General features: G+C 69.1%; 26 protein-coding genes. 5 read left to right on the plus strand and 21 right to left on the minus strand.

What is annotated here, in order from left to right:
* Nucleotides 1–6: 6 nt before the first annotated feature.
* Genes ACE3QP_RS18015 through ACE3QP_RS18025 form a run of 3 tightly spaced genes read right to left on the minus strand, consistent with a single transcriptional unit; the run spans nt 7 to nt 2,514 of the window.
* Nucleotides 7–975 (minus strand): thiamine pyrophosphate-dependent dehydrogenase E1 component subunit alpha, encoded by a 969-nt coding sequence (locus ACE3QP_RS18015; RefSeq protein WP_374437903.1) that lies wholly within the window; start codon nt 973–975, stop codon nt 7–9.
* An 11-nt stretch (nt 976–986) separates the two neighbouring features.
* The gene (locus tag ACE3QP_RS18020; RefSeq protein ID WP_374437904.1) at nt 987–1,808 is read right to left on the minus strand and encodes a hypothetical protein; all 822 of its coding nucleotides are present in this window, start codon (nt 1,806–1,808) and stop codon (nt 987–989) included.
* Nucleotides 1,809–1,818: 10 nt separating this feature from the next.
* Nucleotides 1,819–2,514 (minus strand): hemerythrin domain-containing protein, encoded by a 696-nt coding sequence (locus tag ACE3QP_RS18025; RefSeq protein ID WP_198110582.1) that lies wholly within the window; start codon nt 2,512–2,514, stop codon nt 1,819–1,821.
* 191 nt (nt 2,515–2,705) lie between these two features.
* Here ACE3QP_RS18025 and ACE3QP_RS18030 point away from each other — a divergent pair, with 191 nt between their 5' ends.
* A complete protein-coding gene (locus ACE3QP_RS18030; RefSeq protein ID WP_374437906.1) occupies nt 2,706–3,587 on the plus strand; it encodes a c-type cytochrome in 882 nt (293 codons plus the stop codon).
* A 631-nt stretch (nt 3,588–4,218) separates the two neighbouring features.
* Here ACE3QP_RS18030 and ACE3QP_RS18035 read toward each other — a convergent pair.
* Complete coding sequence (locus ACE3QP_RS18035; protein ID WP_198113665.1) at nt 4,219–5,064, minus strand: OmpA family protein; 846 nt, start codon at nt 5,062–5,064, stop codon at nt 4,219–4,221.
* A 222-nt stretch (nt 5,065–5,286) separates the two neighbouring features.
* Between ACE3QP_RS18035 and ACE3QP_RS18040 the strand changes: the two genes are divergently transcribed.
* Nucleotides 5,287–6,564, plus strand: coding sequence for a hypothetical protein (locus tag ACE3QP_RS18040; RefSeq protein ID WP_374437908.1), 1,278 nt, complete (start codon nt 5,287–5,289; stop codon nt 6,562–6,564).
* Here the strand turns inward: ACE3QP_RS18040 and ACE3QP_RS18045 are convergent.
* The 7 genes from ACE3QP_RS18045 to ACE3QP_RS18075 all read right to left on the minus strand — a co-directional run bounded on the left by ACE3QP_RS18045 (nt 6,542) and on the right by ACE3QP_RS18075 (nt 10,666).
* Nucleotides 6,542–7,315, minus strand: coding sequence for a substrate-binding periplasmic protein (locus ACE3QP_RS18045; RefSeq protein ID WP_374437910.1), 774 nt, complete (start codon nt 7,313–7,315; stop codon nt 6,542–6,544). The two genes, ACE3QP_RS18040 and ACE3QP_RS18045, sit on opposite strands and share 23 nt — an antisense overlap.
* Nucleotides 7,316–7,416: 101 nt before the next feature.
* Entirely contained in the window at nt 7,417–7,920 is a 504-nt protein-coding gene (locus ACE3QP_RS18050; RefSeq protein WP_374437912.1) for an O-acetyl-ADP-ribose deacetylase, read from the minus strand.
* Nucleotides 7,921–7,933: 13 nt separating this feature from the next.
* Nucleotides 7,934–8,350, minus strand: coding sequence for a hypothetical protein (locus tag ACE3QP_RS18055; protein WP_374437914.1), 417 nt, complete (start codon nt 8,348–8,350; stop codon nt 7,934–7,936).
* Nucleotides 8,351–9,174: 824 nt separating this feature from the next.
* Nucleotides 9,175–9,357 (minus strand): hypothetical protein, encoded by a 183-nt coding sequence (locus tag ACE3QP_RS18060; RefSeq protein WP_374437916.1) that lies wholly within the window; start codon nt 9,355–9,357, stop codon nt 9,175–9,177.
* A 91-nt stretch (nt 9,358–9,448) separates the two neighbouring features.
* Nucleotides 9,449–9,829 (minus strand): hypothetical protein, encoded by a 381-nt coding sequence (locus tag ACE3QP_RS18065; protein ID WP_374437918.1) that lies wholly within the window; start codon nt 9,827–9,829, stop codon nt 9,449–9,451.
* Between the two features lie 86 nt (nt 9,830–9,915).
* Entirely contained in the window at nt 9,916–10,251 is a 336-nt protein-coding gene (locus ACE3QP_RS18070) for a hypothetical protein (RefSeq protein WP_374437920.1), read from the minus strand.
* Between the two features lie 160 nt (nt 10,252–10,411).
* A complete protein-coding gene (locus ACE3QP_RS18075) occupies nt 10,412–10,666 on the minus strand; it encodes a hypothetical protein (protein ID WP_374437922.1) in 255 nt (84 codons plus the stop codon).
* 274 nt (nt 10,667–10,940) lie between these two features.
* On the opposite strand from ACE3QP_RS18075, the gene ACE3QP_RS18080 reads away from it, so the two are divergent.
* From ACE3QP_RS18080 to ACE3QP_RS18090, 3 genes are all read left to right on the plus strand, one after another.
* Nucleotides 10,941–11,870 (plus strand): hypothetical protein, encoded by a 930-nt coding sequence (locus ACE3QP_RS18080; protein WP_374437924.1) that lies wholly within the window; start codon nt 10,941–10,943, stop codon nt 11,868–11,870.
* A 79-nt stretch (nt 11,871–11,949) separates the two neighbouring features.
* Nucleotides 11,950–12,552, plus strand: coding sequence for a cytochrome c (locus ACE3QP_RS18085; RefSeq protein WP_374437925.1), 603 nt, complete (start codon nt 11,950–11,952; stop codon nt 12,550–12,552).
* Between the two features lie 22 nt (nt 12,553–12,574).
* Complete coding sequence (locus ACE3QP_RS18090) at nt 12,575–13,264, plus strand: GNAT family N-acetyltransferase (protein WP_374437927.1); 690 nt, start codon at nt 12,575–12,577, stop codon at nt 13,262–13,264.
* 37 nt (nt 13,265–13,301) lie between these two features.
* Here ACE3QP_RS18090 and ACE3QP_RS18095 read toward each other — a convergent pair whose 3' ends face one another.
* From ACE3QP_RS18095 to ACE3QP_RS18140, 10 genes are all read right to left on the minus strand, one after another.
* Nucleotides 13,302–15,971 carry a LuxR C-terminal-related transcriptional regulator gene (locus tag ACE3QP_RS18095; RefSeq protein ID WP_374437929.1) on the minus strand — a complete coding sequence of 890 codons (2,670 nt, stop codon included), beginning with the start codon at nt 15,969–15,971 and terminating at the stop codon, nt 13,302–13,304.
* Nucleotides 15,955–18,579 (minus strand): LuxR C-terminal-related transcriptional regulator, encoded by a 2,625-nt coding sequence (locus ACE3QP_RS18100; RefSeq protein ID WP_374437931.1) that lies wholly within the window; start codon nt 18,577–18,579, stop codon nt 15,955–15,957. Before ACE3QP_RS18100 ends, ACE3QP_RS18095 begins: the two co-directional genes overlap by 17 nt.
* Before the next feature lie 27 nt (nt 18,580–18,606).
* Nucleotides 18,607–19,209 (minus strand): redoxin domain-containing protein, encoded by a 603-nt coding sequence (locus ACE3QP_RS18105; RefSeq protein WP_374437944.1) that lies wholly within the window; start codon nt 19,207–19,209, stop codon nt 18,607–18,609.
* A gap of 16 nt (nt 19,210–19,225) precedes the next feature.
* Nucleotides 19,226–21,313, minus strand: a complete 2,088-nt coding sequence (locus ACE3QP_RS18110) for a protein-disulfide reductase DsbD family protein (protein ID WP_374437932.1) — start codon at nt 21,311–21,313, stop codon at nt 19,226–19,228.
* Nucleotides 21,314–21,405: 92 nt separating this feature from the next.
* On the minus strand, nt 21,406–21,978 hold the full coding sequence (locus ACE3QP_RS18115; RefSeq protein WP_374437934.1) for a GNAT family N-acetyltransferase: 573 nt from the start codon (nt 21,976–21,978) through the stop codon (nt 21,406–21,408).
* Between the two features lie 580 nt (nt 21,979–22,558).
* Nucleotides 22,559–23,023 (minus strand): hypothetical protein, encoded by a 465-nt coding sequence (locus tag ACE3QP_RS18120; RefSeq protein WP_374437936.1) that lies wholly within the window; start codon nt 23,021–23,023, stop codon nt 22,559–22,561.
* Between the two features lie 67 nt (nt 23,024–23,090).
* Complete coding sequence (locus tag ACE3QP_RS18125; RefSeq protein WP_374437938.1) at nt 23,091–23,480, minus strand: hypothetical protein; 390 nt, start codon at nt 23,478–23,480, stop codon at nt 23,091–23,093.
* 70 nt (nt 23,481–23,550) lie between these two features.
* Nucleotides 23,551–23,931: a DUF5071 domain-containing protein gene (locus tag ACE3QP_RS18130; RefSeq protein ID WP_374437940.1), complete on the minus strand. Its 381-nt coding sequence runs from the start codon at nt 23,929–23,931 to the stop codon at nt 23,551–23,553.
* Between the two features lie 59 nt (nt 23,932–23,990).
* A complete protein-coding gene (locus ACE3QP_RS18135; protein WP_374437942.1) occupies nt 23,991–24,458 on the minus strand; it encodes a hypothetical protein in 468 nt (155 codons plus the stop codon).
* A gap of 341 nt (nt 24,459–24,799) precedes the next feature.
* Complete coding sequence (locus ACE3QP_RS18140; protein WP_374437943.1) at nt 24,800–25,186, minus strand: VOC family protein; 387 nt, start codon at nt 25,184–25,186, stop codon at nt 24,800–24,802.
* Nucleotides 25,187–25,626 lie beyond the last annotated feature (440 nt).

Genomic DNA, 25,626 nt, shown 5'->3' on the forward strand with positions numbered 1-25,626 from the left:
GGCTCCTCAGGCGTAGACATCGGTGAGCAGGGCGCCGGGGGCGGGCGCGGGGGCGGCGCTGGCTTCCTCGTGCGCCAGGCGGATCTGTTCGGCGGCCAGTTGGCGCAGCATCTGCAGGCCCTCGGCGTCCAGGTCGCCGCGCGTCTGCAGCGCGTCGGCCAGCTGGGTAATCGGGTCCAGCGCCTGCCAGTGGGCGCGCTCGGCGGGGTCGATGTGGGCGCCGTTGTCGCCCGAGTAGTGGCCGCGCTGGCGGTAGGTCCAGGTCTCCAGCAGATAGGGCTGGCCGGTGGCCTCGATGTAGGCGCGCGCGGCCTCGGCGGCGGCGCGCACGGCGCGCACGTCGTTGCCGTCCACGGTCTGGTGGGCGATGCCGTAGCGCTCGGCCCAGGGGGCGATGTGCTCGCCCACCATGGTCTCGCGGCGCGGCACGAAGGCCTGCCACTGGTTGTTCTCGCACACATAGAGCAGCGGCAGCTGCCAGACGGCGGCGAGGTTCAGCGATTCATGAAAGATGCCCTCGGTGGCGGCGCCGTCGCCAAACAGGCAGGCCACCACGCCGGGGCGGCGCGCCATCTTGCGTGCCAGCGCCACACCGGTGGCCATGCTCAGCTGGCCGCCGACGATGGTGGACGTGAGCACCACGCCGAGCTCCTTGGCGGAGATGTGCAGCGAGCCGCTCTTGCCCCCGCAGTAGCCGGTGGCCTTGCCGTAGAGCTCGCCGAGCAAACGCGCCGGGTCGGCGCCGCGGGCCAGCAGGTGGCCGGCGCTGCGGTGCGCGGTGAGGATTTCGTCCTCGGGCTGCAGCGCCGCCATCAGGCCCACGGCCGAGGCCTCCTGGCCTTGCGAGGAGCAGACCATCGGCGCGGGGCCGCGCGCGGCCAGCTCGGCCAGGTGCTCCTCGTAGGCGCGGATGAGCAGCATGCGGGCCAGCAGATCGAGATCGCTGGGGGAATCGAGGTGCGTGTCGGCTTTCATTCGAGGGCTCCTTAGATGCCGCGGCGCAGGGCCGGCAGCCGGGGTTTGGAGGGGTGCGAGACCACGGTGGGGCCAGGCTGCTGCAGGGCGTGCATGCGTTCGTCCCAGCGGCCCAGCGCGGCATGCACCTGCTGCGTCAGGCGCTGGCCGTCGGTATGGCCCTGGCGTTCCGCGGCCTGGCTGAGCTGGGCCACGCTGTGCAAGCGCAGATAGAGCTTCCAGTCGGCCAGGGGTACATCGGCCAGCAGGCGCGAAAGGCCGGCCAGGCTGGCCGGCTGGGCCAGGTGCAGCGGCGCATCGGCCGGCACGCGCGCGGCGGCCAGGAAGACCGGCCAGTTGAAGCCGGCGGGCAGCTCGGCGCGGCTGGCCAGCGGCTTGCCGCCGTCCTGCTGCACCCAGCGGGCGGCCAGGCGGCGTTCCAGGCTGAGCAGGCGGTTGGCGGCGTCCAGCGGGTCGGGCTCGCCGGCCTGCAGGGCCAGGCGCTGCAGGCCCAGGCGGTAGCTGCCCAGGTTGGCCTCGCTGTAGCGCAGCGCATCGCCCAGGCCCAGGCCGCCGCGCTGCAGCTCCAGCCGCGGTGCACCACCATGGCCGTCCACCAGCACCAGGCGCACCGGGGTGTCCAGCAGGCCCTGGGCACTGCCCAGCCAGGCGGCCAGGTGTTCATGGGTCTGGATGGCCTGGATGCCGTGGAACCACAGCGGCCAGGGGGCGGGGGCCGCGGGGGCGGAGAGGCTGGCGAGAGCCGGTGCGCCGGCCGCCGGCAGCGGCAGGCAGGCACCGACCACCTGCAGCAGCCAGGACACGAGCAAGGGACGCAGACGAAGCGAAGACATGGAGAACCTTTCAGGCACTGACCGGTGTGACATGGGCCGGCAGGGGAACGACCGCAGGCGCGCCGACGGCGGCGCACAACTTCGACCAACCGTGGGCATCGAGATGCGGCTGCACGTGCTCCAGCACCACCTGGCGCACCGGCGGGGGCATGCCGCCGAGCAGGCCGGCACGCTCGGCCGGGCTCAGCGCCGGCACCATCCAGCGCAGCGTGCGCAGCATCTCGTCGGCCGGGATGGAGGCCAGCAGGCGCTGGTGCAGGGCTTCGAGCTCGGCGTCGCTGTACAGCTCCCAGAGCAGGGCGTTGTGGCGGGTTTCCTCTTCCAGCATGTGCTCGAAGTTCTCGGCCACGAAGCGGCTCAGGCGGCGGTACAGATGCAGGGCGGCGGCGGCGCTGGGTTGCTGGGCCAGGGCCTGGCCTTCCGCCTGCAGGCCGGCAATGGCGTCCACATGCCCCTCGTGCTCGGCGCCGATGCGAGCGCTGGCGCCGGGGCGGCGCGCCTCCAGCGCGGTGTGCACGAACTCGTTCTCGTGGCGCAGATGGCTTTCGCACTCCTGCAGCAGCTCCTGCAGCTGGGCCAGCACCTGGCTGCGCTCGGCGGCGCAGTCCACGTCCAGGCGGCCCAGGCGCGTCAGCGTGTCGGCCATGAACAGGCGCAGGGCCTTGTGGATGGGGGCGTACAGGTCGAGGCGTTGGGCGGTGGTCATGGCGGCGGCGGCTTGTGGGTTTGGAATGGACGCCAGTGTTCCCAGGCATCCGCCCGCGCACATCGCCCGTATGGGCCAGTGGGCCGCCCGCCAGCGGGCCATTGAAGGTCGCCCGCATTGGCCCGTTCGGCCCATGACAACTTGATACGCGAGCGCGAGACTGCCGGCCCATCGAACAAAGGAGAGCCCCCATGCGTCCCTGGATCCGCCGCCTCACCCTCGGGGCCCTGGCCACCGCCGCCCTGCTGGCCACGGCCGGCGCCGGCGCCGTCTGGATGGGCCATCGCAAGATGGACCGCCAGATCAGCACCCCCACCCCCGCGCCCTGGGCCGTGCCCAGCAGCGCCGAGGCCCTGGCGCGCGGCGCCTACGTGTACGCCTCGCGCGGCTGTGCCGACTGCCATGGCAAGGACGGTGGCGGCAAGGTCTTCATCCAGGACGGCGACAGCCTGCTGGTGAAGGCGCCCAACATCAGCCCCGGCACCGGCTCGGTGGCGGCGCGCTACACGCCGCAGGACTGGACGCGCCTGCTGCGCCACGGCGTCAAGCCCAACGGCCGCCCCGCCTTCATCATGCCCAGCGAGGACTACGCCCGCTGGACGCAGGAAGACCTGGCCGCCCTGGTGGCCCATGTGCGCCAGCTGCCGCCCGTGGCCGGCGAGGGCCTGGTGGCCAAGCTGCCGCCGCCCCTGGTGGGCGCCTATGGCCTGGGCCTGGTGCAAGACGCCGCCGAGAAGATCGCCGCCCGCCCCGCGCCGCCCTCGCAGCCCGTGCCGCCCAGCGTGAGCGTGGCGCACGGTGCCTACGTGGCACAGATGTGCGCGGGCTGCCACGGCCCCGAACTGAAGGGTGGCCGCATTCCCGGTGGCCCGCCGGACTGGCCCGCCGCCGCCGCGCTCTCGGGCCCGCAGAGCGTGATCAGCCGCTACCCCGACGCCGCCAGCTTCCAGCAGATGCTGAAGAGCGGCCGCCGCCCCGATGGCAGCGCCATCCAGGTGATGCCGTTCGAGTCGCTGCGCGAGCTCAACGACGTGGACGCGCAGGCCCTGCATCTGTACCTGAAGCAGCTCTGAGCGCTTAAGGGGAAAGCCAAGGGCCTTGGCGTTGAAGTGTGCTTGGCGGCCTTGCAAGAGCCCGCAGGGGTCTTCAACCCCTGCACCCCGACCCGCATTTCTTTGCTGCGCCAAAGAAACGCGGGGCAAAGAAAGGCGCCAACCCACACAGTCGCCCTAGGGGCGAACTGTGATGGCGGTGCTTGGGCTCACACTGACACGAGCCCTCATCTGACTTCGACGGTCAGGACGACGAAGGCGCCCGGGGTACCGGTCGTCCCGGGCACCGCAAACCATCACCCGCTGCGCTCCGAAGAACAGACCCCCAATGAGCATCAAACCCCGCCCGCGGATGGTTGGGGGTCTGTTCATCGCAGAAAGCCCGTGATGGTTTGCGTGGGTCTAGTCGGCCGGTACTCCGGCCAGCTTAGCGGGCAGGTTTTCGCAGGCAGAGGAGGGCTGTGGGAGCCATGTGAACCAGCCGTGCAGTCGCGGCCGGCCCGAGGCCGGCTGCGTGCATTGAGCGCCTTTCTTTGCCCCGCGTTTCTTTGGCAAGACAAAGAAATGCGGGTCGGGGTTCGGGGGTGAAGCCCCCGAGGGCTGCACCGCACGTCCCCCAACTTGAAGCACAAGCAGCCTGCAGCCCCCCCCACTACAGCCGCACCAACTCCACGCGCCGGTTCTTGGCGCGGCCGGCCTCGGTGCGGTTGTCGGCCACCGGCACCTGGCTGCCCTGGCCCACGGCGCGCAGGCGCGCGGCGGCCACGCCGCGCTGCACCAGGTAAGCCACCACGGTCTGCGCGCGCTGCTGCGAAAGCGTCAGGTTGGCCTTGGCGTCGCCCACGTTGTCGGTGTGCCCCTCGATCGACAGGCGCAGCTTGGGGTCGCCCTTCAGCAGCGCCAGCACCTCGGCCAGCAGGGGTTCGGCACCGGGCTGCAGGGTGGCGCGGCCGGTGTCGAACTGCAGGCCGTACAGCGCCACATTGCCCTGCGTCTTGAGCGCCTGCGCCATCTCGCTGGCGTTGAATTCGAGCTTCTGCTGCATGGCCGCCACCTCGACGATGGTCAGCTGGTAGCGCGAACCGCCATGGTCCACATTCATGTGCACCCAGCGCTCACCGCCGCCCGGGCCGCTCATGCGGTACACGGCGCCGTAGTCATTGCGGTAGACCAGCGCACCACCCAGGCGGCGGAAGGCGTTCTCGTAGTTGCGGATCAGCTCGATGGTGCTGGGCTGGCGCGCGCCGTCGCGCAAGCAGTAGTCCACGAACCAGAAGCGCCCGGCCTTGGTTTCGCTGCGCTCGGCGCTGAGCGCGAACTCGAACTCCTGGTAGTCGAACTGCTGGCTGTTGTCCAGGAAGAAGCCCGGGAAGCGCTTGATCTCCGGGTGCTCGCTGGTGTCGTCACCATCGCCCGGCTCGCGGGCCAGGCACAGGGGGGCGGTGGCGGCCAGCAGGGTCAAGGCCGCGAGGTTTCTGAGGAAGGTTTGGCGAATCATGGTGAAGCCATGGGGTGTGACGCAGGCCCGCCGCGCGGGTGGAAGCGGCGCATTCTGGAAAGCGCGGGCCCGCGCGTGAATGGCCCGTATGGCCCATGCGGCCGGGCCGCGGCGCCAGAACAATTCGCTCCACCCTGTTTGCGCATCCCCTGACCCATGCGCTTGCTCTCGCTGCCCTGACTTGCTACACCCGCAGCCTCAGCCCAGCCAACGGAAACCACCATGCCCACCCTGCGTCCCCTCTCCGCCGCCCTGCTGCTGCTGGCCCCCGTGCTGGCCGCCGCCCAAACCAGCAAACCCGCCCAGGTGGTGAAGCCGCCGGTGGCGCAGGCTTGGCTGGATCTGGCCACCCACCACAGCGACATGCCCGGCATCGCCCAGATGATGGGCGGCGGCATGCCCAGCTTGGGGCAACTGTTCGGCAAGAAGGGCGACCAGAGCCGCGGCAATGTGTTCGGCCAGACCCAGAGCATGGGCTTTTCGGCCGCCGGCCAGTACCTGGACGTGAGCGTTCACACGCGCGCCAACCCGGGCTTGAGCGAGGCCCTGCAGGCGGTGCCGCCGGCCTCGCAGCTCAGCCCCACGCTGCAGCTCATCGCCCCGCAGCCCGTGGCCGAGAAGCCGCCCGAGCCGGTGCGCGACGACGAACCCAGCGAGCCCAAGTACGAGAAGCCCAAGGGCAAGCTGCTGCTGTACTGGGGCTGCGGCGAGAAGGTGCGCGCCGGCCAGCCGCGCGTGCTGGACTTCGCCAACATGAACCTGGAGGACGTGCAGCGCATCATGGTGGCGCGCGGCAACACCCCCAAGGGCGCGCGCAGCCAGCCCGGCGTGCCCGCCTGGCCGAACAAGCAGGACGACCGCAAGGTGCCCGCCGGCGCCAGCCTGAATGGCGAGCATGGCTTCAGCGGCCAGGGCATCCCGGAAGGCTTCAAGTTCGAGCTGCGCCCCGAGGTGGACTTCATGGCTCCGCTCAAGCCCCAGCGCAGCCCGGGCGCTGAGGGCGCCACCCAGGTGCGTTGGGAGCAGCTGCCGCATGCGCGCGCCTACTTCCTGAGCGCCATGGGCGCCAAGCCCGGCGCGGCCCGCGACGAGGCCGAGATGGTGCTGTGGAGCAGCTCCGAGCTGCCCGACACCGGCTTCGCCCTGCACGACTACCAGACCCCCGGCGGCATCACCCAGCTGCTGAAGGACAAGGTGCTGCTGCAGCCCAGCGTCACCGAATGCGCCATCCCCGGCGGCATCTTTGGCCAGGGCGCCGAAGGGGGCGCGGGCATGCTGCGCATGAGCGCCTACGGGCCCGAGCAATCGGTGGCCTACCCGCCCCGCCCCACGGACCCCAAGCAGGCCTGGGAACCGCAATGGGCCGCGCGCGTGCGCACCAAGTCCACCTACATGGGCATGCTGGGCGTGCAGATGCCGACGCAGGGCGAGCAGCAGCCCGCGCCCGAGGTGAAGAAACCCAAGGTGACCGACGTGCTCAAGGGCCTGCTGGGGCGCTGAGATCGAGCTGTGAGAGCCCGGCGTCCAGGGCCCGCAGCCACTGCGGGTCCAGGTCGCGCTGGCACATCAGGTGGCGGGTGGGCGGCGCCACCATGCCGGGCAGCACGAACCACTCCAGCGCATGGCCCTCGGGGCCCAGCTCCTTCAGCATCTGCACCGCCTGGTGCTCGTCGCTGAACATGAACTCGGCGTGCCCACGCAGCAGCATGTGCAGCTGGCGCGGCGGCGGCGCGGCCACGCGCAGCACCGCCGGCCCGCGCTGCTGAATCCATTCGTCCAGCGGCCCGTAAGAGGCGCCGTCCGTCAGCAGCAGGCGCTGGCTGCGGTCCGTCACCAGGGCCTGCGCGCTCGGGTACTGCTTCAGCCGCTGCGCCAGCGCCCGGGTGGCAATGAAGACCGAAGGCGACTCCCGAAAGATTGGGTTCGAGAACCAGGCCTGGGCTGCACGCTCGGGCGTCATGAACACCCCCAGCAGGCAGACCGGCTCGCGCCGCTCCAGGATGTCGTGCAGCGAGCGCTTCAGCGGCGCCAGGCGCAGCGGCGGCATCTCCAGCCCCGCCGGCCAGATCTGGCGCAGACGCTCCACCATCGTGCCGGCCGGCTGGCCCTTGGCATCGGCAAAGCTCATCGGCGGGATGTCGAAGTAGTGCAGCTCGCGCGGCGGCGCCTGCGGCCCGGCCGCCTGCGCCACGCCCAGGCCGGCCAGGCCGGCGAGCAAGAGCGGCAGGAGCAGGGCGAAGCGGCGGTGCACGGCGGTGCGGGCGGCAGCGGCGGAAGTGTTGCCAAGTGTGCGCCCGGCGCCGCCCCGCGCGCGTGCGGGCCTTCCGCAAGGCCCCCCCGAAGCCGGTGCCTTCAACCGGCGCGCTGCGGCAGGGCGCTCAGCAGGGCCCGGTACAGCGCCAGGTCCTCGGCACCGAAACAGCAGAACTGCACCTCCAGGCCCTTGGCATGCCCGCGCACCGTGCCCACCGCGATGGCCGCCGCCCGCGCCGGCGGAAAGCGGTAGATGCCGGTGCTGATGCAGGGGAAGGCGATCGAGCGCACGCCCAGTTCGCGCGCCACGCGCAGGCTTTCGCGGTAGCAGCTGGCCAGCAACTCGTCCTCCCCCGCCAGCCCCCCCTGCCACACCGGCCCCACCGTGTGGATGACCCAGCGCGCCGGCAGCCGAAAGCCCGGCGTAGCCTTGGCCTGTCCGGTGTGGCAGCCGCCGAGCTTGCGGCAGGCCTCCAGCAGCTCCGGCCCCGCCGCCCGGTGAATCGCCCCGTCCACCCCGCCACCGCCCAGCAAGCGGCTGTTGGCGGCGTTGACGATGGCGTCAACCGCGAGGGTGGTGATGTCGGCTTGGAAGGCGCGCATGGGTGGGGCGTTTCTACCTCGGGGCGAGGGGCTCGCCCACCCCGCTGTAGGGGCCGCTGGAGTCCCTGCGAGCAGGCCTTCGGCAGGCACTTGCCGTCTCGGGCAGCAAAACCACCAGCGCCAGCGTCGGCTCGCCCAGGAAATAGAAGGCCAGCGCAAACATCAGCAGATGCCCGAGCAGGGACAACTGCCAGATCCACAGGCGCTGGCATGCCGAAAACCGGCCAATGGCACCCAGGAAATGGAACTGCCCCGCATAGATGCCCAGGCAAGCCAACAGCAGCGGCGGCCAAGCGGACTTCGTGGCGAGGGTGAGCGCCAACGCCATGAATGCAAAGAACATCACCAGCGAGCTGCTGAGAAAGCCCAGCGCCCAACGCGCCAGGCGCTCCTCAGGAGTGGGCGCATTCCGTTGACGCGCAAACTGCATTTGGTTTCTCTGGCCGGTGGATTCAATGAGCCAGCCAGCGGAGCTGGTCTAGGTCGGTCAACGACTGGACAGACGACGGAGCTCGCCGCCTGAACGAAGGTTCCGTGTCTTGTTCGAACCAGCTGATCAAGATCCCGTCCTGTTAGAAGGCTGTTGCCCTCGACTTCCCATCAGCGCAAGCCAAAGAAAGAACGTACCGATGATTAAGCCCAGGCAGCCATACACCGCGTAAGACGAGACGCGACCGTAAACGATGAGTATTGACGCGCCGTAAATACCAACAAGGCCTGCGGCAGCCAATATCAGGCCACCGCATAGGGCTAGGGCCGCTCGCAGCGTTCGCGGGTGAGAACTGGGGATCAGCATCGGTAGCCACACGGGAAAAAAGATCAACACCCATGCGGTGGTGGAGAGCGCAGTGGCCGCTAAGGCCCAAAGAACGAATGACCAGTCGGCGGCAAAGAGCGGAAGCACCGAAACACCTTGGACAAGTGCTGCGCCTAACGCGGCACCAACGACCAGCCCTCTCACTCGAAGGCCATGCAGAAGTGCGCACGACCAAACTGTCGTTGCATCGACGCAGTCGCTCTGTGGCGGGGCATAACGATTGGTGCTCATGGATAAGCAATCGGATTTGGAGCTCAGCAGACCGGACGGCGCTGCCAGCCAGGGGCGGCTGCAATGACTAACTGGCGGAGAAATTGGCCGGCCACGCCCGCAATTCGTCCGAAGAGCAAGTTGCGGCCACGGCTCCAGGGCCCGGTAGCTCAATCATTCAGGGCGACCTACTTGAGAGAGACTGCACTTTCACCAAATTCGCCAGTTTATGCATTGCGCGGCGCGGCCGCGTCTTCTTCATTGTGCAGGGTGAAAACAGCGTCTTCGCCATACTTCACTTGCAACTGTTTAACGGCACCTTCTAGGTCTTCCGCCCAAAAGGCTTCTCGCTTGCCGATTGATTCAGGGTCAGGTGCCCAAACAATTGCGCGGAACTCACGGACCGGCATTGGGCTCTGCGAAAGTAGAAAGTCAGTCGACATGTGCCGCCAAACGAATGAATTTAGTTGGCGCAAGTCGGCTGCAATGAAAGCCTGAGCATCATGGTGCCCGCCATTGCTCAAGGCGCTGAACTTTTTTAATTGAACCCGAGAACAGATTCACATGGCCCTTGTCTTCCATTGCGAAGACCCCTTCCACCAGGACATATTTATTATTGACCTTGGAAAGCTCTTTCCTTGGCATTTCTTCCACGTCCAGCCATAGACCATTCTTTGGAATGCCGCGCAGATGATCTTCTCTGTGGAGATAGATTGCATTGCCCTCGAATTCAAAGTGCGCGAAACCAATGAGGCGCACAAGCTTCCCATCGAATTCTTTCGGACTGCCAATCAAGCTAAGAAGCGATACGTCAATCGGCTGAGCCGCGAGCCCCGGCAATGAGAAGAGAAGACATGCAAGAAGGGCAGCAACCTTTTTCATGAGGCTCAACGTGCTAGGTGAGGGGCCGCCGGAGCAGCGCAGCTGGCAGGTTCCCTCTCGACCGGCGGGCGCCGAGCTTGAGATTCTCAGCACGATGCGCCCTGTTTGGCAAAAACTTCCGCCACCACGCCCGGAATGAACTCATGGATTGACGAGCCACCCTCCTCTGGGATCAGTAGTTTGTCGCGCATTCGTCCGCGGGCAAAACCCAATATCGGAACGATATATTCGTCTGGTCCTTCAATGTATACAGACCCATCAACAAGAGCACCGACGGAGAAAGCCAACGATTCGACCGTATCCCGAAGGACTTCACCTATGAGTCCAGCGGCCTTGAGTTTGTTATTGATATCTTCAACCAATGCGACTGCCATGGTGTGTTGGAGTTCGTCGTACTTGGCGGAGTCGTGAATGCGGCGCATGGTAAATACTGCTCTGATAGTGGAAATGGGGTGTAGCAACTGGAGCGCGTATTCGGTGTCTAACGTGGAAGTGAGGGGCAGCCGGAGCGAAGCGGAGGGAACCACAAGCGCAGCTAGTGGCTGTCCCGCTCGACTGCAAAGTTAGGGGCATGCGGCGAACTCATGGCTGTACTCCCGGAGCTAAACCCTCAAAACCGCCGGCGAGACGCTGCCGGGCTTCTGTTAATAGCAGAGCGTAATTTGGTGAAAGTGGCTGAGCCAGACTCTTGTCGAGCTGAGCACTGATGGCAGAAAGCGCCAGAAACTCGGCGTTGTTTTGCAAACGCAGAACGTTCGTTTCTTGGAACCGCGCAAGAAACTCAAAGAGAACCAACGCCTGATCTTCGGACAGCGATATTTCAATAGGCGCAGACATAGCTGACCCTAACGTGTTCTAGGGCGAGAGGCGCCGCCTGATAAGACCGCATGGTGCTGCATAAGAAGGTCTCCTATCAATCCTGCAAGTGGTTGATCCGAATGATGTTTCATCGGTATCAGCTCAGCGTCAGCTGCCACTAAAAGCCCGCGAAAAGCGGACGCAGGTTAGCGGCTGTCGAAGACCCACACGAGCGCCCAGATTGGGGAGCCCGGCCTCCCCCAACCTGGGCCCCCATGGCTCCTCGGCACCCCGCCCATGGCCCATGCAGGCGATGCCCGCGCGCCGCCCGCTGCGCACCATGGCCGGCATGCGCCAACTGCTCCTCATCCTGCTGCTCATCGGTCTTTCGCTGCTGGCCTTGCCCGCCCAGGCCGAACCCCCAGCCCTGCTCAGCCAGACCGGCCTCTGGGCCCCGGGCAGCCAGCAGCCCGCCCCCGGCGTGCGGCCCTTCACGCCGCTGCATGTGCTGTGGTCCGACGGCGCCGACAAGCAGCGCTGGATCCGCCTGCCGCCCGGCGCCCAGGTGGACGCCCGCAACCCCGACGCCTGGCAATTCCCGGTCGGCACCCGGCTGTGGAAGGAGTTCCGCCACGGCGGGGTGGCGGTGGAGACGCGCTTCATGGAGCGCACGGCGCGCGGCTGGGCCTATGCCAGCTACCGCTGGCGGCCCGATGGACGGGACGCCGAGCGGGTGCGCGCCGCGGGCGAGACGGTGGCACTGGCCGTTGCACCGGGCGGGCGCTATGACTTCCCCCCCAACGGCGACTGCCTGGCCTGCCATGCCGATGCGCGCAGCCCGGTGCTGGGCTTTGCCGCGCTGCAGCTGGGCCCGCAGCTGCCGGCCTGGCTGCAGGCCGGCCTGATAGCCCACGCCCCGGCGCGGTGGCGCACGCAACCGCCGGCCGTGCCCGGGGCCACCGAGGTGGAGCGTGCCGCGCGCGGTTACCTGCACGCCAACTGCGCGCATTGCCACCACGGCGCCGGCGTGCCGCGCCCCCTGCGCCTGGCGCTGGAGGCTGACCGCCCCGCACCGCCCGCGCCGGACCTGGAGGCGCTGCTGCGCCGCATGGGCACGCGCAACCCCTATGTGCAGATGCCACCGCTGGGCACGCGGCACATCGACCCGGCAGGCCTGGCCCTGCTGCAGGCCTGGGCAAATGAAAGAGCCATGGCCTGCGATGGCTCCTCGTCGCCGCGCTGATGGCCCGCTCGGGCGATGTGCCCGGCAGCGCGTCGCCCGAGCATGAAGCCCTGTTGTTTCTGCTGTTCCGGAGCCCCCGATGACCCGCTCTCGCCTGATTCCTTCCCTGCTGGCCGCGCTGCTGATGGCCCTCGCCCTCCCCGCCGCGGCGCAGCCTGCGCCCTCCACCGCCAAGGCTCCCAAGGTCAACACCGCCCAGGTGCTGCGCGGCGCCTACCTGATGAAGACCTCGGCCTGCATGGACTGCCACACGCCGCTGAAGATGGGCCCCAACGGCCCGGAGCCGGACATGAGCCGGCTCTACTCCGGCCACCCGCAGGGCACGCAGCTCAGCCCGGCGCCGGCGCTCACCGGTTCGTGGATGACGGTGGCCAGCGACACCATGACGGCCTGGGTCGGCCCCTGGGGCACCAGCTTCACCGCCAACCTCACGCCCGACCCCGAGACCGGCCTGGGCCGCTGGACGGAGAAGGACTTCATCCAGACGATCCGCACCGGCCGCCACCTGGGCCGCGGCCGCCCGGTGCTGCCGACCATGCCCATCCCCGTCTACAGCCAGATGACGGACGCCGACCTGAAGGCCATCTACGCCTACCTGCGCACCCTCCCGCCCATCCGCAACCAGGTGCCCGACCCGCTGCCGCCTGCAGCCCCTACAGCCCCTGCGGCCAGCCAGCCCTGAACCGATGCAAGGGAGCCACCGCATGAACACCGACCTGCTCGCCAACATCACCTGGGCCGCCCTGGCCGGCCCGCATGCCGCACATGCGCTGGGCACCGGCCAGGCGCGCCGCTACCGGCCCGGCTTTGCCGCGCTGATGGGCTTTGCCGACCCGCACCGGCCCGAGCTGGACGCGCTGCGCGCCCACGCCCGCGCGGGTGAGCGCCTGTTCTGCGACGGCTGGGCCGGCGCGCTGCCGGCCGAGGGCTGGCGGCTGGAATCGGAAACCGTGCTGGCGCGCATGGTCTGGCAAGGGCCCCTGCCCGGCCCGGCCTCTGCAGGCCTGGCCTTCGAGCGCCTGGGCCCCGCGCAGGCAGCCGAGGTGCAGGCCCTGGTGCAGACCGCCGCACCCGGCCCTTTCGGCCCGGAGGGCCTGCAGCTGGGCGAAAGCCTGGGCCTGCGGGACGCTCAGGGCCGGCTGGTGGCGATGGCCTGCGAGCGCCTGTTTGCCGGGCCCTACCGCGAGATCGCCAGCGTGGCCACGCACCCCGACGCACGCGGCCGCGGCCTGGCCTCGGCGCTGGTGCGCGAGCTGGTGCAGCGCCAGCGCGCGCGCGGCGAGGTGCCCTTCCTGCATGTGCGCTGCAACCACGCCAGCGCCATCCGCCTTTACGAGCGCCTGGGCTTTCGCACCGCGCTGGTGACGCCAGCGCGCGTGCTGGTGGCGCAATGAGAGCCGGGAAGCGCCGCAACCCGTGGCAAGAAGGGGCTCAAAGCCCGGCGTGAAAGCGCGCCGCCGCCTGGCCGCGCGAATCCACACCCAGCTTGCCCAGGATGTTGGCGACATGGCGCTTCACGGTGTGCGGGCTCAGCTCCAGCCGGCGCGCGATGAGCTTGTTGCTTTCCCCTGCGGCCAGCAAGGCCAGCACCTCGTGCTCGCGCGCGCTCAGGGGTTCGTCCGGGCCGGCGCCCGCCGGTGCCGGCGCCAGCGCCGGCGCGGGCAGGGGGGCCGCCGGGCCGGCCGGCGCGGCGTGGCCGCACAGGGCCTGCAGCTGCGCCTGTTCTTCGGGCTGCAGGCGCAAGCCGGCCGCGGCCAGCGCGGCCAGGTGGCGCGGCCCTCCCATGCGCGCGCCCAGCGCGTAGCCGCCACGGCGCTGCAGCGCCAGCAGCTCGCGCACTTTCTGCGCCGCGGCCTCGGGCTCGCCGGCCTGCAGGTGCAGGGCGGCGCGCTGCACGCGCAGGGCGCTGGCAATGCCTTGCGCATCGAGCTCGCCGTACAGGTTCAGGGCCTCGTCCAGCAGGGTCGTGGCGCGGGCGCCGTCGCCCGCCAGCCAGGCGCTGTAGGCGTCGATGCAGAGCTGCACGCCGGTGTGGCTCTCGCGCAGGGTCGGCGGCAGCATGGAGCGCAGGGCCTGGGCGATGGCCTGGGCGGCGGCCCAGTCGTCGGCCAGCAGGGCGCAGCGCAGCTCGAACCAGCGCAGGTACCAGTTGGGCCGGTGCTCCAGCCCGCCCATCTGCTGCAGCTCGCGCAGGTGATCGGCCTGCGCGGCGGCGAATTCCCCCTGGGCGCTGCGGCACACCAGCCGGGTCGTCAGCGCGTAGACGCAGACGTTGTGCGGGCGGTTGCTCCAGGCGGCCAGGTCGGCGGCTTCGTCCAGCGCCGCGCGCGCGCTGGCCAGCTGGCCGCGCCAGAGCGCCGCGCCGCCCTGCATCGTCAAGGCCACGGCGCGCAGGGCCGGGTAGTCGTCGCCGGCCACGCGCAGCGCGGCCTCGGCGTAGCGCTCCAGCACGGCTTCGAGTGGGCGCACGCCCAGCAGTGCCAGGCCGGGCAGCACCTGGTACCAGAGCGCCGGTTCGCGCTCGCCGGCCAGGGCATCCAACACCGCGTGGTAGTGGCGCGCCGTGCCCTCGCAGTCGCCCAGGTCGAAGGCATGCCAGGCCTGGTGCAGGGCGTGGATGACGCGGGTGCGCGGCGCGGTGTGCGGGCCCACGGTGATGGCGAAGGCCGGGTCCAGCTGCGGCGCGCCGATCGGGCTCAGGCCATTCAGCGCCAGGCCGGCATAGGCGCAGGCCAGCTCGTGGCCGTCGGCGTCGCCGCGCGCGGCGTACAGGGCCACGGCGCGGCGCATCTGCTCCAGCATGCGCGGCACCTCCAGGCGCTCCCAGGCGATCAGGCCCTGCAGCAGCGCCAGCTCGGGGGATTCGGCCGCGGCCGCGGCCGGCACCTGGCCCACCATGCGCTGCACGGCGTCGTTCAGGCCGGCGGTGATCAAGGTGGGCGCGGCGGCGCTGAGCGCCTGGATGGCGGCCTCCGGGTCCTCGGCCTGTAGCAGGTAGTTGAAGCGGCGCTGCGGGTCGCTCTCGCCGGCCGCGGCGCGCTGCCACAGTGCGCGCTGCTGCTCGGGGCTCAGGCGGCGGCGCTCCAGGGCCAGCGCATCGCGGAACAGATCGTGCAGGCGCAGCGTGCGCTCGGCGCTGTCCACCTCCTGGAAGAACAGGCCACGGCGCTCGATTTCGTCCAGGAAGCGCTCGGCATCGGCCTGGCCGCTCACGGCCGCGCAGCGCAGCGCGCTGAGCTCGGGCAGCACCGAGCACTGCACCAGGAACTCGCGCAGCGGCGACGGCAGCGCGTCCAGCACCTCGTGGCGCAGGTAGTCCAGCACATGGCGCTCGCTGCGCAGCGGGCCGGCACCACCTTGCACACCCGCATGGACACCGAGCGCCAGACTCACGCCCACCGGCCAGCCCTCGGTGCGCGCCAGCAGCTGCCCGGCCTGGCCGTGGCCGGCGGCCTGGCAGAGCTGCTCGATCTCGGCCAAGCTGAAGCGCAGCCGGTCCTGGCGCAGCTCCAGCAGCTCGCCGGCGGCACGCCAGCGCGCCAGCGACCAGGGCGGCTCGCTGCGCCCCAGCCAGGCCAGGCCCCAGCTGCCGGGCAGGCGCTCCAGCAGGCCGGCCAGGAAGTCGAGCAGGCGCGGCTCCTGCAGATGGTGGGCGTCGTCCAGCACGATCAGGCCCTGCGCCCCCTCGCTGGCGGCCAGCGCGTTGACGAGCGCATCGCGCAGCGCGCGCGGCCCCTCGGGCGCTTCAAGCTGGGCGATCAGCGCCTCGGGCGATTGGCGCCAGGGCAAATCGAAGGGCTCCAGCGCGGCCACCAGGCTGCTGGCCCAGCGGCCCAGGGTGTCGGCCTCCTCGCAGGCCAGCCAGGCGCAACGCAGCTGCAGGCCGGCCAGGGCCTGCAGCAGCAGGCTGCTCTTGCCAAAGCCGCCGGGCGCCACCAGCAGGCTCAGGCGCGCCTGCTGCGGCCCCTTCTGCAGGCCCTGCTGCAGACGCTGCGCCAGCGCGGGGCGCGGAAGCAGGTCGGCCCGCAGGCGCGGGGGCTGGATCTTGGTGCGGGCGAAGCTGTGCACGGTGCGGGTTTTGAGATCAGTGGCCGTGTTCACGGAACCAGGCCGCCGCCTGGCCACGCGAATCGACGGCAATCTTGTGCAGGATGTTGGCGACGTGGCGCTTGACGGTGTGCGGGCTCAGCTCGAAGCGGCGCGCGATGAGCTTGTTGCTGTCGCCGGCGGCAATGCGCGCCAGCACCTCCAGCTCGCGGGCACTCAGGGTCGGGTTGGCCGGGGTAGGCGTCGGTGCCGGGGGCTGCGCGCCCACGCGCGCCGCCCAGGCGCGCAGCGCAGCCTGCTCGGCATCGGTCAGCAGGCCCTGCCAATCCAGCGCGGCCAGTTCATGCAGCAGGGCACTGGCCAGCAAGGCGCCGCCGGGGCCGTCGCGGCGGGCGCGTTCAAACAGCGGGCGCAGGCTCTGGGCGGCGGCCTCCGCCTGGCCCGCGCGGCGCTGCAGGCGCGCCAGGCGCAGGCGCAGTTCGGCGGCAAAGCCCAGCACGTCCACGGCGGCCTCCTGCGTCAGGCAGGCCTGCAGCAGGGCCGGGGCATGGGCGGCATCGCCTTGCAGATCGGCCAGCACGGCTTCGAGCGGCAGTTCGCGCGCCCGGCGCACCGGTTCGCCACCCGGCAGGTCAAGCGGACGCAGCGCCTGGGCCTGCTGCAAGGCTTCGGCCAGCGTGCCGGCATCGCCCGCGCTGGCGGCAATGCGCGCCCGGTACAGGGCCAGCAAGTAGCGGTGCCAGGCGCTGGCGCTGGCACCGAATTCCTGCTGGCGCTGGGTGGCAGCGGCCACGGCGGCGGCGCCATCGCCCTGCGCAAGCGCGAGCGCGGCGGCCAGGCAGAGCTGGTGCGCGCGCACGGCGCCGCTGCGCCCGCTCCAGTGCGCGTCGTCCAGCGAGCGCTCGATCTGCCGAGCCGCTTCGTCCAGCTGGCCTCGCCACAACGCGCACCAAGCCTGGGTTTGCAGGGCGATGGTGCGCAGCGGCGTGGGGGCTTCGCCGGCCACAGCCAGCATCAGCTCGGCATGGCGCTCCAGCAGGGCGGTGATTCCGGGTAGACCGGGCAGGCGCAGTGGCGGCGTGCTCTGGTACCAGAGCTCGATGCGGTCGGCCCGCTGCAGGCTGTCGAGCATGCGCGCCAGCAGCGGAGCCACGGCGTCGAAGCGGCAGTCCTCAATAGCGGCCCAGACCTCGGCGTTCTGCACGATCACCTGGCAGGCGGGCGCCTGGGCCTGCAGGCCGGCCAGGCGGGCGCGGCCCTCATCGGGCCGGCCCATGGCGATCAGCGCGGTGGCCTCGTAGGCTTGCGCCAGCTCGGCGGCCTCGCCCTGGCCCTGGCCGGCGAAGCCGGCGGCGGCGCGCTCCATTTGCTGACGCAGCAGCGGGAAGTCCCAGCGCTGCGCCCAGCCCGCCAGGCCGCGCACGAAGGCCAGCTCCGGCCGCTGTTCGCGCGCGGCGGGCGGGAACTGCTCGATCAGGTGCAGCGCCGTGGGCGCGCCGGCAGTGACGATGCTGCCCGGCAGATGCTCGAAGGCCAGCGCGGCAGCCTCGGCCACGGCGCCGTCTTCCAGGCGCAGCTGCAGGCGGCGCAGCGGGTCGGGCTCGGTGCGCGCGGCCAGCTCACGCAGGGCCTGCCAGCGTTCGGGCTGTTCGCGGCGCAGGCGCAGCTGCAGGGCCTCGCGGAACAGATCGTGCAGGCGCAGGCTGCGGCCGCCGGCGGCGTCTTCCAGCAGTTCCACGAACAGGCCCAGATGCTCCACCTCAGCCAGACGATCGGCGGCGCAGGCGTCGCCGGTGAGCGCGGCACAGCGCGGTGCCTGCAGCTCGGGCAGCACGCTCACGGCCTGCAGGAAGTCGGCCAGCGCAGGCGGCAGCTGCTGCAACACCTCGGTAAGCAGGAAGTCGAACCACGAGCGCTCGCTGGCGCGCAGCAGGCGCTCTGCGCTGCCGGGCCCCACCCCTTGCAGCACGCCCAGTGCCATGCGCAGGCCGGCAGGCCAGCCCTGGGTGCGCGCCAGCAGGCGCGCCTCCAGCTCGGGCGCCAGCGCGGTGGCGCCCAGCAGCGCGCGCGCCTCGGCTTGCGCAAAGCGCAGCTGCGGCTGGCGGAACTCGGCCAGCTCACCGGCCGCGCGCCAGCGGGCCAGCGCCAGCGGCGGTTCGCTACGGCTGCTCAGGGCCAGCGTCCACTTCGAACTCAGGCGCTCCAGCAGCTCGTCCAGGAAGGCGAAGAAGGCCGGGTCGGCGACACGGTGCAGGTCGTCGAACACGATCAAGCCATGGACCTGATCGCACAGGTCCAGCGCATTGATCAGTTCAGCCAGCTTGGCACGGCGCGCCTCGGGCTCACCGCTGGCCAAGCCCTTGAGGATGGACTCGGGCGCACTGCGCCAGGGGGGGTCAAAGGGCTCCAGCGCGGCCAGCATGCATTCGAGCAGGCGCTGCAGGTCGTCGCCTGCGTCGGCGGAGACCCAGGCCAGCGCCAGGCCCGGTGCCGCCGCGGCCGTCCGCGCCAGCAACGCCGTCTTGCCAAAGCCGGCCGGCGCACACAGCAGCACCAGGCGCTGCTGCTGCAGGGCCTGAAGCAAGCGCGCCTGCAGCGGCCCCCGGTCCACGAGGGCGGCGCGCAGGCGCGGGGCTTGGATCTTGGTGCGGGCGAAGCTCACGGCGGCGGCAGTATCCCGCCGCCTGCTTCAGCTGTACTTCACCGAGCAGCCGTAAGGCGTGGTGGCCGGCTTGCTGATCGGCTGACCGGCCTTCAGCTCGCCCAGCGCCTGGGTGACGAAGTTGGTGGCCTTGGGGATGTCGGCCGGGTTGGCGCTGGGGATCGAATCGATCGCACCGGCGTACACCAGCACGCCGGCCGGGTTGACGATGTACATGTGCGGCGTGGTCTTGGCGCCCCAGGCCCTGCCGGCCGTGCCGGAGTCGTCCATCAGCAGCGCGCTGGGCGTGGCGCCCTGGGCCTGCAGCCAGGCGCTCAGCTCGGCGGGCTTCTGGTAGTCGCTGCTGCTCGGGGCGGTGGAGCTGATGCTCAGCCACACCGCGCCCTGCGCCAGCGCCGCCTTCTGGGTGCCCTGCATGTTCTGCGCGCCGTAGTGTTTGCGCACGAAGGGGCAACCGGGGTTCACCCATTCCAGCACCACCGTCTTGCCCTTGAAGTCCGCCAGGCTGACGGTCTTGCCCTGCGCATCTTTGACCTGCAGGGCCGGGGCGGGCTGGCCCAGCTGGGCATTGGCCTGGGCGCCGGTGACGGCGGCCAGCAGGGCGGTGATCAGAAAGCTGCGTTTCAACATCACGGGTACTCCTGGTTCAGCGGGGGAGCGATTGAAGGCGCGCACGCAGCGCGTCCACCGAAAGAATCTCGGGCATCAGCTCGGGCTCGGCGCGGCCCGGGGTGTAGAGCGCGTACACCGGCACGCCGCTGCGGCCCAGGCGGCGCAGCTCGGCGGTGATGGCGGCGTCGCGCAGCGTCCAGTCGGCGCGCAGGCGCTGCACGCCGGCGGCGGCGAAGTCGGCCTGCACGCCGGCATCGGCCAGGGCGTTGCGCTTGTTGTACTGGCAGGTGATGCACCAGGCGGCAGTGAAGTCCACGAACAGGGGCTTGCCGCTGGCGATGGCGGCCTGCTGGGCCTCGGGGCTCCAGGCCCCCCAGCCAGCGGCCGGCACGGCAGCCGCGGCCGGCGCGCCGGCGGGCTGGTGCAGCGAGGGCGCGGCCCACAGCCCGCCCAGCGCCAGCACCACGGCGGCACTGAGGCGCCAGCCCCAGCCGCGCAGCGCCCAGGCCCACAGCGCATAGGCCAGCGCCAGCAACAGCACCAGCAAGGCCACGGCGGCGTCCAGCCCGGCCTGCTGGCCCAGCACCCACACCAGCCACAGCACGGTGGCCAGCATCGGGAAGCCGAGCAGGTGGCGCAGGCGTTCCATCCAGGCACCCGGGCGCGGCAGGCGCGCGCCCAGGGCGGGCACCAGCGCGAAGGTCACGTACGGCGCGGCCATGCCCAGGCCGAGCGAGGCAAACACCGCCAGCGCCTGCACCGGCGGCAGGGTCAGCGCCGCGCCCAGCGCGGCCCCCATGAAGGGCGCGGTGCAGGGCGAAGCCACGGCCACCGAGAGCACGCCGGTAGCGGCCTGGTCCAGCCAGGGGCGCTGCGCGCGCCAACCCGCCACGCCCGAGGGCAGCCAGTTGCCGAACTCGAACAGGCCGAACAGGTTCATCGCAATCAGCGTGAACAGCCCCGCCAGCCCCGCCACCACGGCGGGCGATTGCAGCTGGAAGCCCCAGCCGATCTGATCGCCCGCGGCGCGCAGGCCCAGCAGCAGGGCGGCCAGCAGCACGAAGCTCAGCACCACGCCGGCCGTGTAGGCGGCCGCGCCCACATGGCGCTCGTGCGGGGCCTCGCGCACCAGCGCCAGGGCCTTCAGCGAGAGCACCGGGAACACGCAGGGCATCAGGTTCAAGATCAGCCCGCCCACGAAGGCCAGGGCCAGCGCGGCCAGCAGGCCCACGTCGCCCCCCGCAGCTTGCGCCGGGGGGCTGGCGGGTGCGCCGCCGCCCAGGTGCTGCACCGGCGCGGCCGCGGCCTCGGGCGCGTTCGCCTGCCAACCGCCTTGCAGCGCAAAGCGCAGGCTGCCGGTCTGCTCGCCCGCGCGCAGCACCACTTCCAGCTCGGCCGGCGATTCACCGCGCTGCGGCGAGAGCGGCAGCGCCAGGCTCAGGCGCTCGCCCTGCCAGCTCGCCTGCTCGGGGCGGGCGTGGTCGTACACGCCGGCATCGGCGCCGAAGGCCTCGATGCCCTGGCCGCGCCAGCCCGCGGGCAGGCCCTCGATCTCCAGCTGCAGGGCCTCGGCCCCTTGGCGCGCCTGCACCTTCACGCCTGGCAGGGCCTGCGGCTCGGCCGCCAGCGCTGCCTTGAAGGCGGCGGCATGGTCAGTGAGCGCCTGGCCCTGCGGCAGCTCCACGCTGAACTCGCCGCGCTCGGGGATGCAGACCTCCTTGCACACCAGCCACTCGGCCAGCACGCCCAGCTTCACCGCGCCGGCGGGCAGCTCGGCCGGCAGCTTCAGCGCCACGGGCAGCAGCAGCTCGCCCTCGAAGCCGTAATTCATCAAGGGGCCCAGCGGCATCTTGTGCGGCGCCGGCCAGTGGATGGCGCCGGCCTGCGCGCCGGCTGGCAGCGTCCAGTTCAGGCGCGTGGGCAGGCCGGAATCGCCGGGGTTGCGCCAGTAGGTGTGCCAGCCCGGCTCGTGCTGCATCTGCACGCCGGCCCAGATCGTCTTGCCCGCGCCCACGCCGTCGGGGGCATGCACCAGCAGACGCGCGGTGGCCTGTTCGCTGCGCACGCTCGCGCTGGCCTGCTGGGCCTGCGCCGCGCCCACGCCCAGCACTCCGAGCAGCAACCCGATCCCGATTCCTCGCCAGCCCCGCATGCGCGCTCTCCGCCGTCGTCAAAACCCGCCACTGTAGGAGCCTGGGCGGGCTTTGCCGGGGGTCAGGGTCTTGCGAGACTCACTTCGGACGGCCAGGCGCTTCGGTTCAACCGGTACAGCACCTGGCGGCGCAGCGGCGAGCCCGCGGGCACGCGTGGGTGGTCAAAGTCCTGGCCGCTGTTCTGCAGGCCGATGCGCTCCATCACCGCACGCGAGCGCAGGTTGCCCACCGCCGTGAAGGAGACGATGGCCTCCAGCCCCAGCTGCGCAAAGCCAAAGCCCAGCGCGGCCCGCGCCGCCTCGCTGGCATAACCCTGCCCCCAGGCCGAACGCGCCAGCCGCCAGCCGATTTCGGTGGCGGGCATGAAGGACGCTTCAAAGCCCGGCACGGCCAGGCCCACGAAGCCGATGAAGGCCGGCCCGCCCTTGACCTCCACCGCCCACAGGCCCCAGCCCTGTGCGTCCAGCTTCGCCCGGATGCGCGCGGCCTGGGCGGCGCTTTCCTCGCGGCTCAGCAAGGCAGGAAAGTGGCGCATCACCTCCGGGTCGGCGTTCAGCGCGGCGTAGGGGGCGAGGTCGGAGTCGCGCCAGGGGCGCAGCAGCAGGCGGGGGGTTTGGAGGGAGTTGTTCAGCAAGACTCAAACCTCCGGGTTATTGAATGGGGCCGCCCTGCTCATGCGCTGAAGACTGGTTCTGGTCGAAACACCGACCCCTTGAATGCAACATTAAGAGCAGGCAACCAGAACCGCTTTGAATGGAATACCCAACTAGCGCTTGGCCAGAGGGGGAGTCCCTGTAGAAGGCTTGGATGGAATCGCTGGCAATCTAATTAGCCTCGGGATTCCGGTAGTACTGACATTTCTTACAGTAGTAGAGCCCAGGCCCTTGCACTTTTCGCTGATTGAACCGGTGGCTCGCCCTGTAAACCAGTAGGGCACCAGCAACTGCAAAACCTACCACCAAATAGCTGTGGTCCGAAAAGCTCACGACTGCGATAGCGGTCAATCCAACTATTGCCCAGTGCGTAAGCTCTCGGCTCAGCCATCCCAATAGTGGTGTGTGTTTAAGGGGAGGCTGAAATTCCATATCGCCCGCGCACTTCGGGCAGATTGGTGAGGGCGAAATCACTCTGCCGGCCAACGTGGAGTTGAGGGGGCTGCGCGGCTTTTAGCGCAGCTCCCCTCGAACGTAGGGTTCGCCATTGAACGCAATACGCTAGAGAGCCCCAAAATTAATGTAATCGCAGTCTCCACGCATGACAGATGCTTTGGTGATAAGGACACCATCACCAGCGCGACTAAGAGTATGGATGTATTCCAGCTTTCCTGAGTTGGTCTTGAGGAACGTATAGACCTCAGCTGTTTTGCCCGGATAGACGACCAAGACTGAAACCACATTTTTCCCGCGGTTGAGAAGTAGGACTTGGCCACCATCCTGGCGCGCGGAAATGATTTCCTTCCGAGTATCGACAAACAAAATGTCGTATTCGTTGTCGCCTCGCTTTGAAAGCTTGGTTATGCCGCCAGTAATCTTCTCTTCGTTCCACCCACTGTCTTTGGCTGTGACGAAACCTGTCTCGGGAAAGTAACCTTTCCCGCTTGGGTTGGAGCACGAAGCAATGTCGGCGGCAAACAGAGGCAGACTTAGCAGAGCTAGGATTACGGACGCTACATGCTTCATGGTTGTGTCCTTCAATGGCCAACGTCGGAGTTCAGCGGGCGCCGAAGGCGTCCGCTGCAATGACCGGTTAGCGATCATCGCGCCTCCTCGCGGTCTGGCCTTCGAATCCGCAGGACGCGCCGCCATAGGAAGCGCATTCATGCGAGCTCACCTTAACTTGCTTCCAGCTGCGATCAAACTCGAAATTCACTTTGCAAGCTTCGCCGCCGGGGACTTTGACGTAAGGCTCAATGCTCAGAACCCGAGACCGAATTTGACCCACCCCGGAAACCGAAGCGGAGCACGTGCCGACGACAACCACGGCACTGGCTGCGGCTACGCCCTTTTCCGGATCAAGCAGCACCACGCGCACGGTAGTAAGAGGCGACGTGAACGTGCCCTCCGAGCGCGCGAACTGTGCGTGAACAGCATTCACACCAAGGATGGCTGCAATCGCCAAGCAAACACGACTCTTCATCTTGATTGCTAACGTGAAGATGAGCGGAGGCCGCAGGCGGTCCGCTCCAATGGCAGGTTATGCAATTTGCTCATTGCTCCAGCGCCTCACGGGCAACATCGCAAACTTCCTCGGCGCGCTCGGAAGGAGTGGGGAAAAACGCAATGCGCTCAAGCTCTGGGCGAAGGGCAGAAATCAGTTCCTGGGATTGAGCTACGACCGTTCCGATGAGGTGGTACTTCCACGTTTCGTCTTCGCCCGCCAGCACTCGACGGACATAAGGCGCAAGCGGCGCACCAACAGTAGCCAGTGCAGGAGCGAGGACTTGCGCAACAGGCCAATTGGCATCCTGAACCCACTGCAGGAGTCGATCTGCGCTAGGTTTGATCGCAGGCCACCCTGCCTCGACTGCAGCGTTCGCGGCGGCAAGATCGAACTTGTCGCTTGGCACGACCGAAGTTTCAGGATGCATAACGTTGGAGTTCAGCGGCCAAGCCAGCGAAGCTGGCGCAGATCCGCTGCAACGGAAGGTTAAACATCATTCTTCGTCAACAGATGGCCATATATTTCTAACGCAAACTCTAAGTCATTTGCGATTCGATCGATTGCGGTGAGATGCGCGCTTGATCTGTCACCCATCGGTACGATGCAGAAAAAATCAATCTGCCAGAGCAGTGACGTCCCGAGTTGGATCAATTCGCCTGCTTGAGGAGGCAAAGCAAACGGCCTGAGCTGGATGGGCACTCCTCCCCGTGATTGGTCACGGACAAACCAGGCCAAGAACTCGATTGTGTTGGGATAGCGCGCAAGAGGTTCAACGCGGAATTCGGTTTGAACAAGTGCCTCTCCATCCAGACCGCCGAGAGTTCTACGGATGGCGCCAAGCGGAAGCCGAGCAAATTCGAGTGAGCCAAGTTGCTCCGATTCCAAACCTTGGAGACCGAAAATGTTGCTTGAAATCTCAACCAGACCTGGCAATGAACTCAGGACTGTGTGCAAGTGCTCGATCTCTGCCGGATACATGAGGTTTAACTTGGATTTAGAGCGCACGCGCTCCGTTTAACACTCGCACCGCGGTGTAACACCGGCCGAGCGGCACACAAAATTTCTTTGCCAGTCATCAACTTAGCTCCATTGGTCGAAGCACGCCCGGGCAAATAAAAATCTGCAATCTACCGCGGCACCTTGCTCTGTGCGCGGAGCCTGCGCTGGAAACTGGGTCGAACCAGTATCTCGCCGGCTCGTGCCGTTTGAATCCGCCAAGAAGGGGGATGCGGCCAAGGGCGAGGGCTCGGTGCGCCGCTGGCCAAGGGCGCTGCGGCGCCCCCGCCCAGCGCCGCTCACTGTCCCTCCGGCGGCTGCCACAGCTCCAGCTTGTTGCCCTCGGGGTCGATCACCCAGCCGAACTTGCCGTATTCGGATTCGTCGACCTTGTCCTCCACCTGCACCCCTTCGGCGCGCAGCTGGGCCAGCAGGGCGTGCAGATCGGCCACGCGGTAATTGACCATGAAGGGGGCGGTGCTGGGGGCGAAGTAAGCGGTGTCGGCCGCGAAGGGGCTCCACACCGTGCTGCCCACGCCCTGCGGGTTGTCGGGGCCGTTCCAGCTGAAGGCGGCGCCGCCCCAGGGTTGGACGTCGATGCCCAGGTGCTTCTGGTACCAGGCGGCCAGGGCCTTGGGGTCTTGGGCCTTGAAGAAGATGCCGCCGATGCCGGTAACGCGTTTCATGCGGGCTCGCTTTCGGGTTGGGTTGCAAGGGGCGGCCAAGCTTAGGCCAGGGCCCGGCGGCGCCTCACTGGGCGCACATCTCAGAACCCGAAGTTGACCGCCGTGTTCCCCACCACCAGCAGCCTTTGGCTCCTTGCCCCAGGCCGTGGCCACACCGGTGGTGCTGGAGGCGGTCTGCACCGGCGCCACGGATGGCGCTGGCCCCTGTGTCCTATGGCCTCACTGCTCCGGATCCCCATCCACCACCCGCACCGCCGCAGCCCCCAGCTGCGCCACATCACCCGCGCGCAGCTTGCAGTATTGGGTCAGGCCTCAATACTGTTCGGTTAGGTGATTTTCGCCCACAATGAGCGCCACCTACTCTGTGGAGCTCGGCATGGCGCGAACCAAGGCGGTACTGGGTGCGGGAGCACGACTGGCTGACTACCTGAGCGCCAGCC

Source organism: Inhella sp. (assembly GCF_041912635.1).
Taxonomy (GTDB): Bacteria; Pseudomonadota; Gammaproteobacteria; order Burkholderiales; family Burkholderiaceae_C; genus Inhella.

Excerpts from the sequence above, each read along its gene's own strand:
- ACE3QP_RS18015 (WP_374437903.1), bottom strand. The coding sequence starts at position 975 with ATGAAAGCCGACACGCACCTCGATTCCCCCAGCGATCTCGATCTGCTG.
- ACE3QP_RS18140 (WP_374437943.1), bottom strand. The coding sequence starts at position 25,186 with ATGAAACGCGTTACCGGCATCGGCGGCATCTTCTTCAAGGCCCAAGAC.
- ACE3QP_RS18075 (WP_374437922.1), bottom strand. The coding sequence starts at position 10,666 with ATGTCTGCGCCTATTGAAATATCGCTGTCCGAAGATCAGGCGTTGGTT.
- ACE3QP_RS18080 (WP_374437924.1), top strand. The coding sequence starts at position 10,941 with ATGCCCGCGCGCCGCCCGCTGCGCACCATGGCCGGCATGCGCCAACTG.
- ACE3QP_RS18090 (WP_374437927.1), top strand. The coding sequence starts at position 12,575 with ATGAACACCGACCTGCTCGCCAACATCACCTGGGCCGCCCTGGCCGGC.
- ACE3QP_RS18055 (WP_374437914.1), bottom strand. The coding sequence starts at position 8,350 with ATGCAGTTTGCGCGTCAACGGAATGCGCCCACTCCTGAGGAGCGCCTG.
- ACE3QP_RS18020 (WP_374437904.1), bottom strand. The coding sequence starts at position 1,808 with ATGTCTTCGCTTCGTCTGCGTCCCTTGCTCGTGTCCTGGCTGCTGCAG.
- ACE3QP_RS18120 (WP_374437936.1), bottom strand. The coding sequence starts at position 23,023 with ATGAAGCATGTAGCGTCCGTAATCCTAGCTCTGCTAAGTCTGCCTCTG.
- ACE3QP_RS18070 (WP_374437920.1), bottom strand. The coding sequence starts at position 10,251 with ATGCGCCGCATTCACGACTCCGCCAAGTACGACGAACTCCAACACACC.
- ACE3QP_RS18125 (WP_374437938.1), bottom strand. The coding sequence starts at position 23,480 with ATGAAGAGTCGTGTTTGCTTGGCGATTGCAGCCATCCTTGGTGTGAAT.
- ACE3QP_RS18025 (WP_198110582.1), bottom strand. The coding sequence starts at position 2,514 with ATGACCACCGCCCAACGCCTCGACCTGTACGCCCCCATCCACAAGGCC.
- ACE3QP_RS18060 (WP_374437916.1), bottom strand. The coding sequence starts at position 9,357 with ATGCCGGTCCGTGAGTTCCGCGCAATTGTTTGGGCACCTGACCCTGAA.
- ACE3QP_RS18035 (WP_198113665.1), bottom strand. The coding sequence starts at position 5,064 with ATGATTCGCCAAACCTTCCTCAGAAACCTCGCGGCCTTGACCCTGCTG.
- ACE3QP_RS18085 (WP_374437925.1), top strand. The coding sequence starts at position 11,950 with ATGACCCGCTCTCGCCTGATTCCTTCCCTGCTGGCCGCGCTGCTGATG.
- ACE3QP_RS18040 (WP_374437908.1), top strand. The coding sequence starts at position 5,287 with ATGCCCACCCTGCGTCCCCTCTCCGCCGCCCTGCTGCTGCTGGCCCCC.
- ACE3QP_RS18105 (WP_374437944.1), bottom strand. The coding sequence starts at position 19,209 with ATGTTGAAACGCAGCTTTCTGATCACCGCCCTGCTGGCCGCCGTCACC.
- ACE3QP_RS18130 (WP_374437940.1), bottom strand. The coding sequence starts at position 23,931 with ATGCATCCTGAAACTTCGGTCGTGCCAAGCGACAAGTTCGATCTTGCC.
- ACE3QP_RS18030 (WP_374437906.1), top strand. The coding sequence starts at position 2,706 with ATGCGTCCCTGGATCCGCCGCCTCACCCTCGGGGCCCTGGCCACCGCC.
- ACE3QP_RS18050 (WP_374437912.1), bottom strand. The coding sequence starts at position 7,920 with ATGCGCGCCTTCCAAGCCGACATCACCACCCTCGCGGTTGACGCCATC.
- ACE3QP_RS18065 (WP_374437918.1), bottom strand. The coding sequence starts at position 9,829 with ATGAAAAAGGTTGCTGCCCTTCTTGCATGTCTTCTCTTCTCATTGCCG.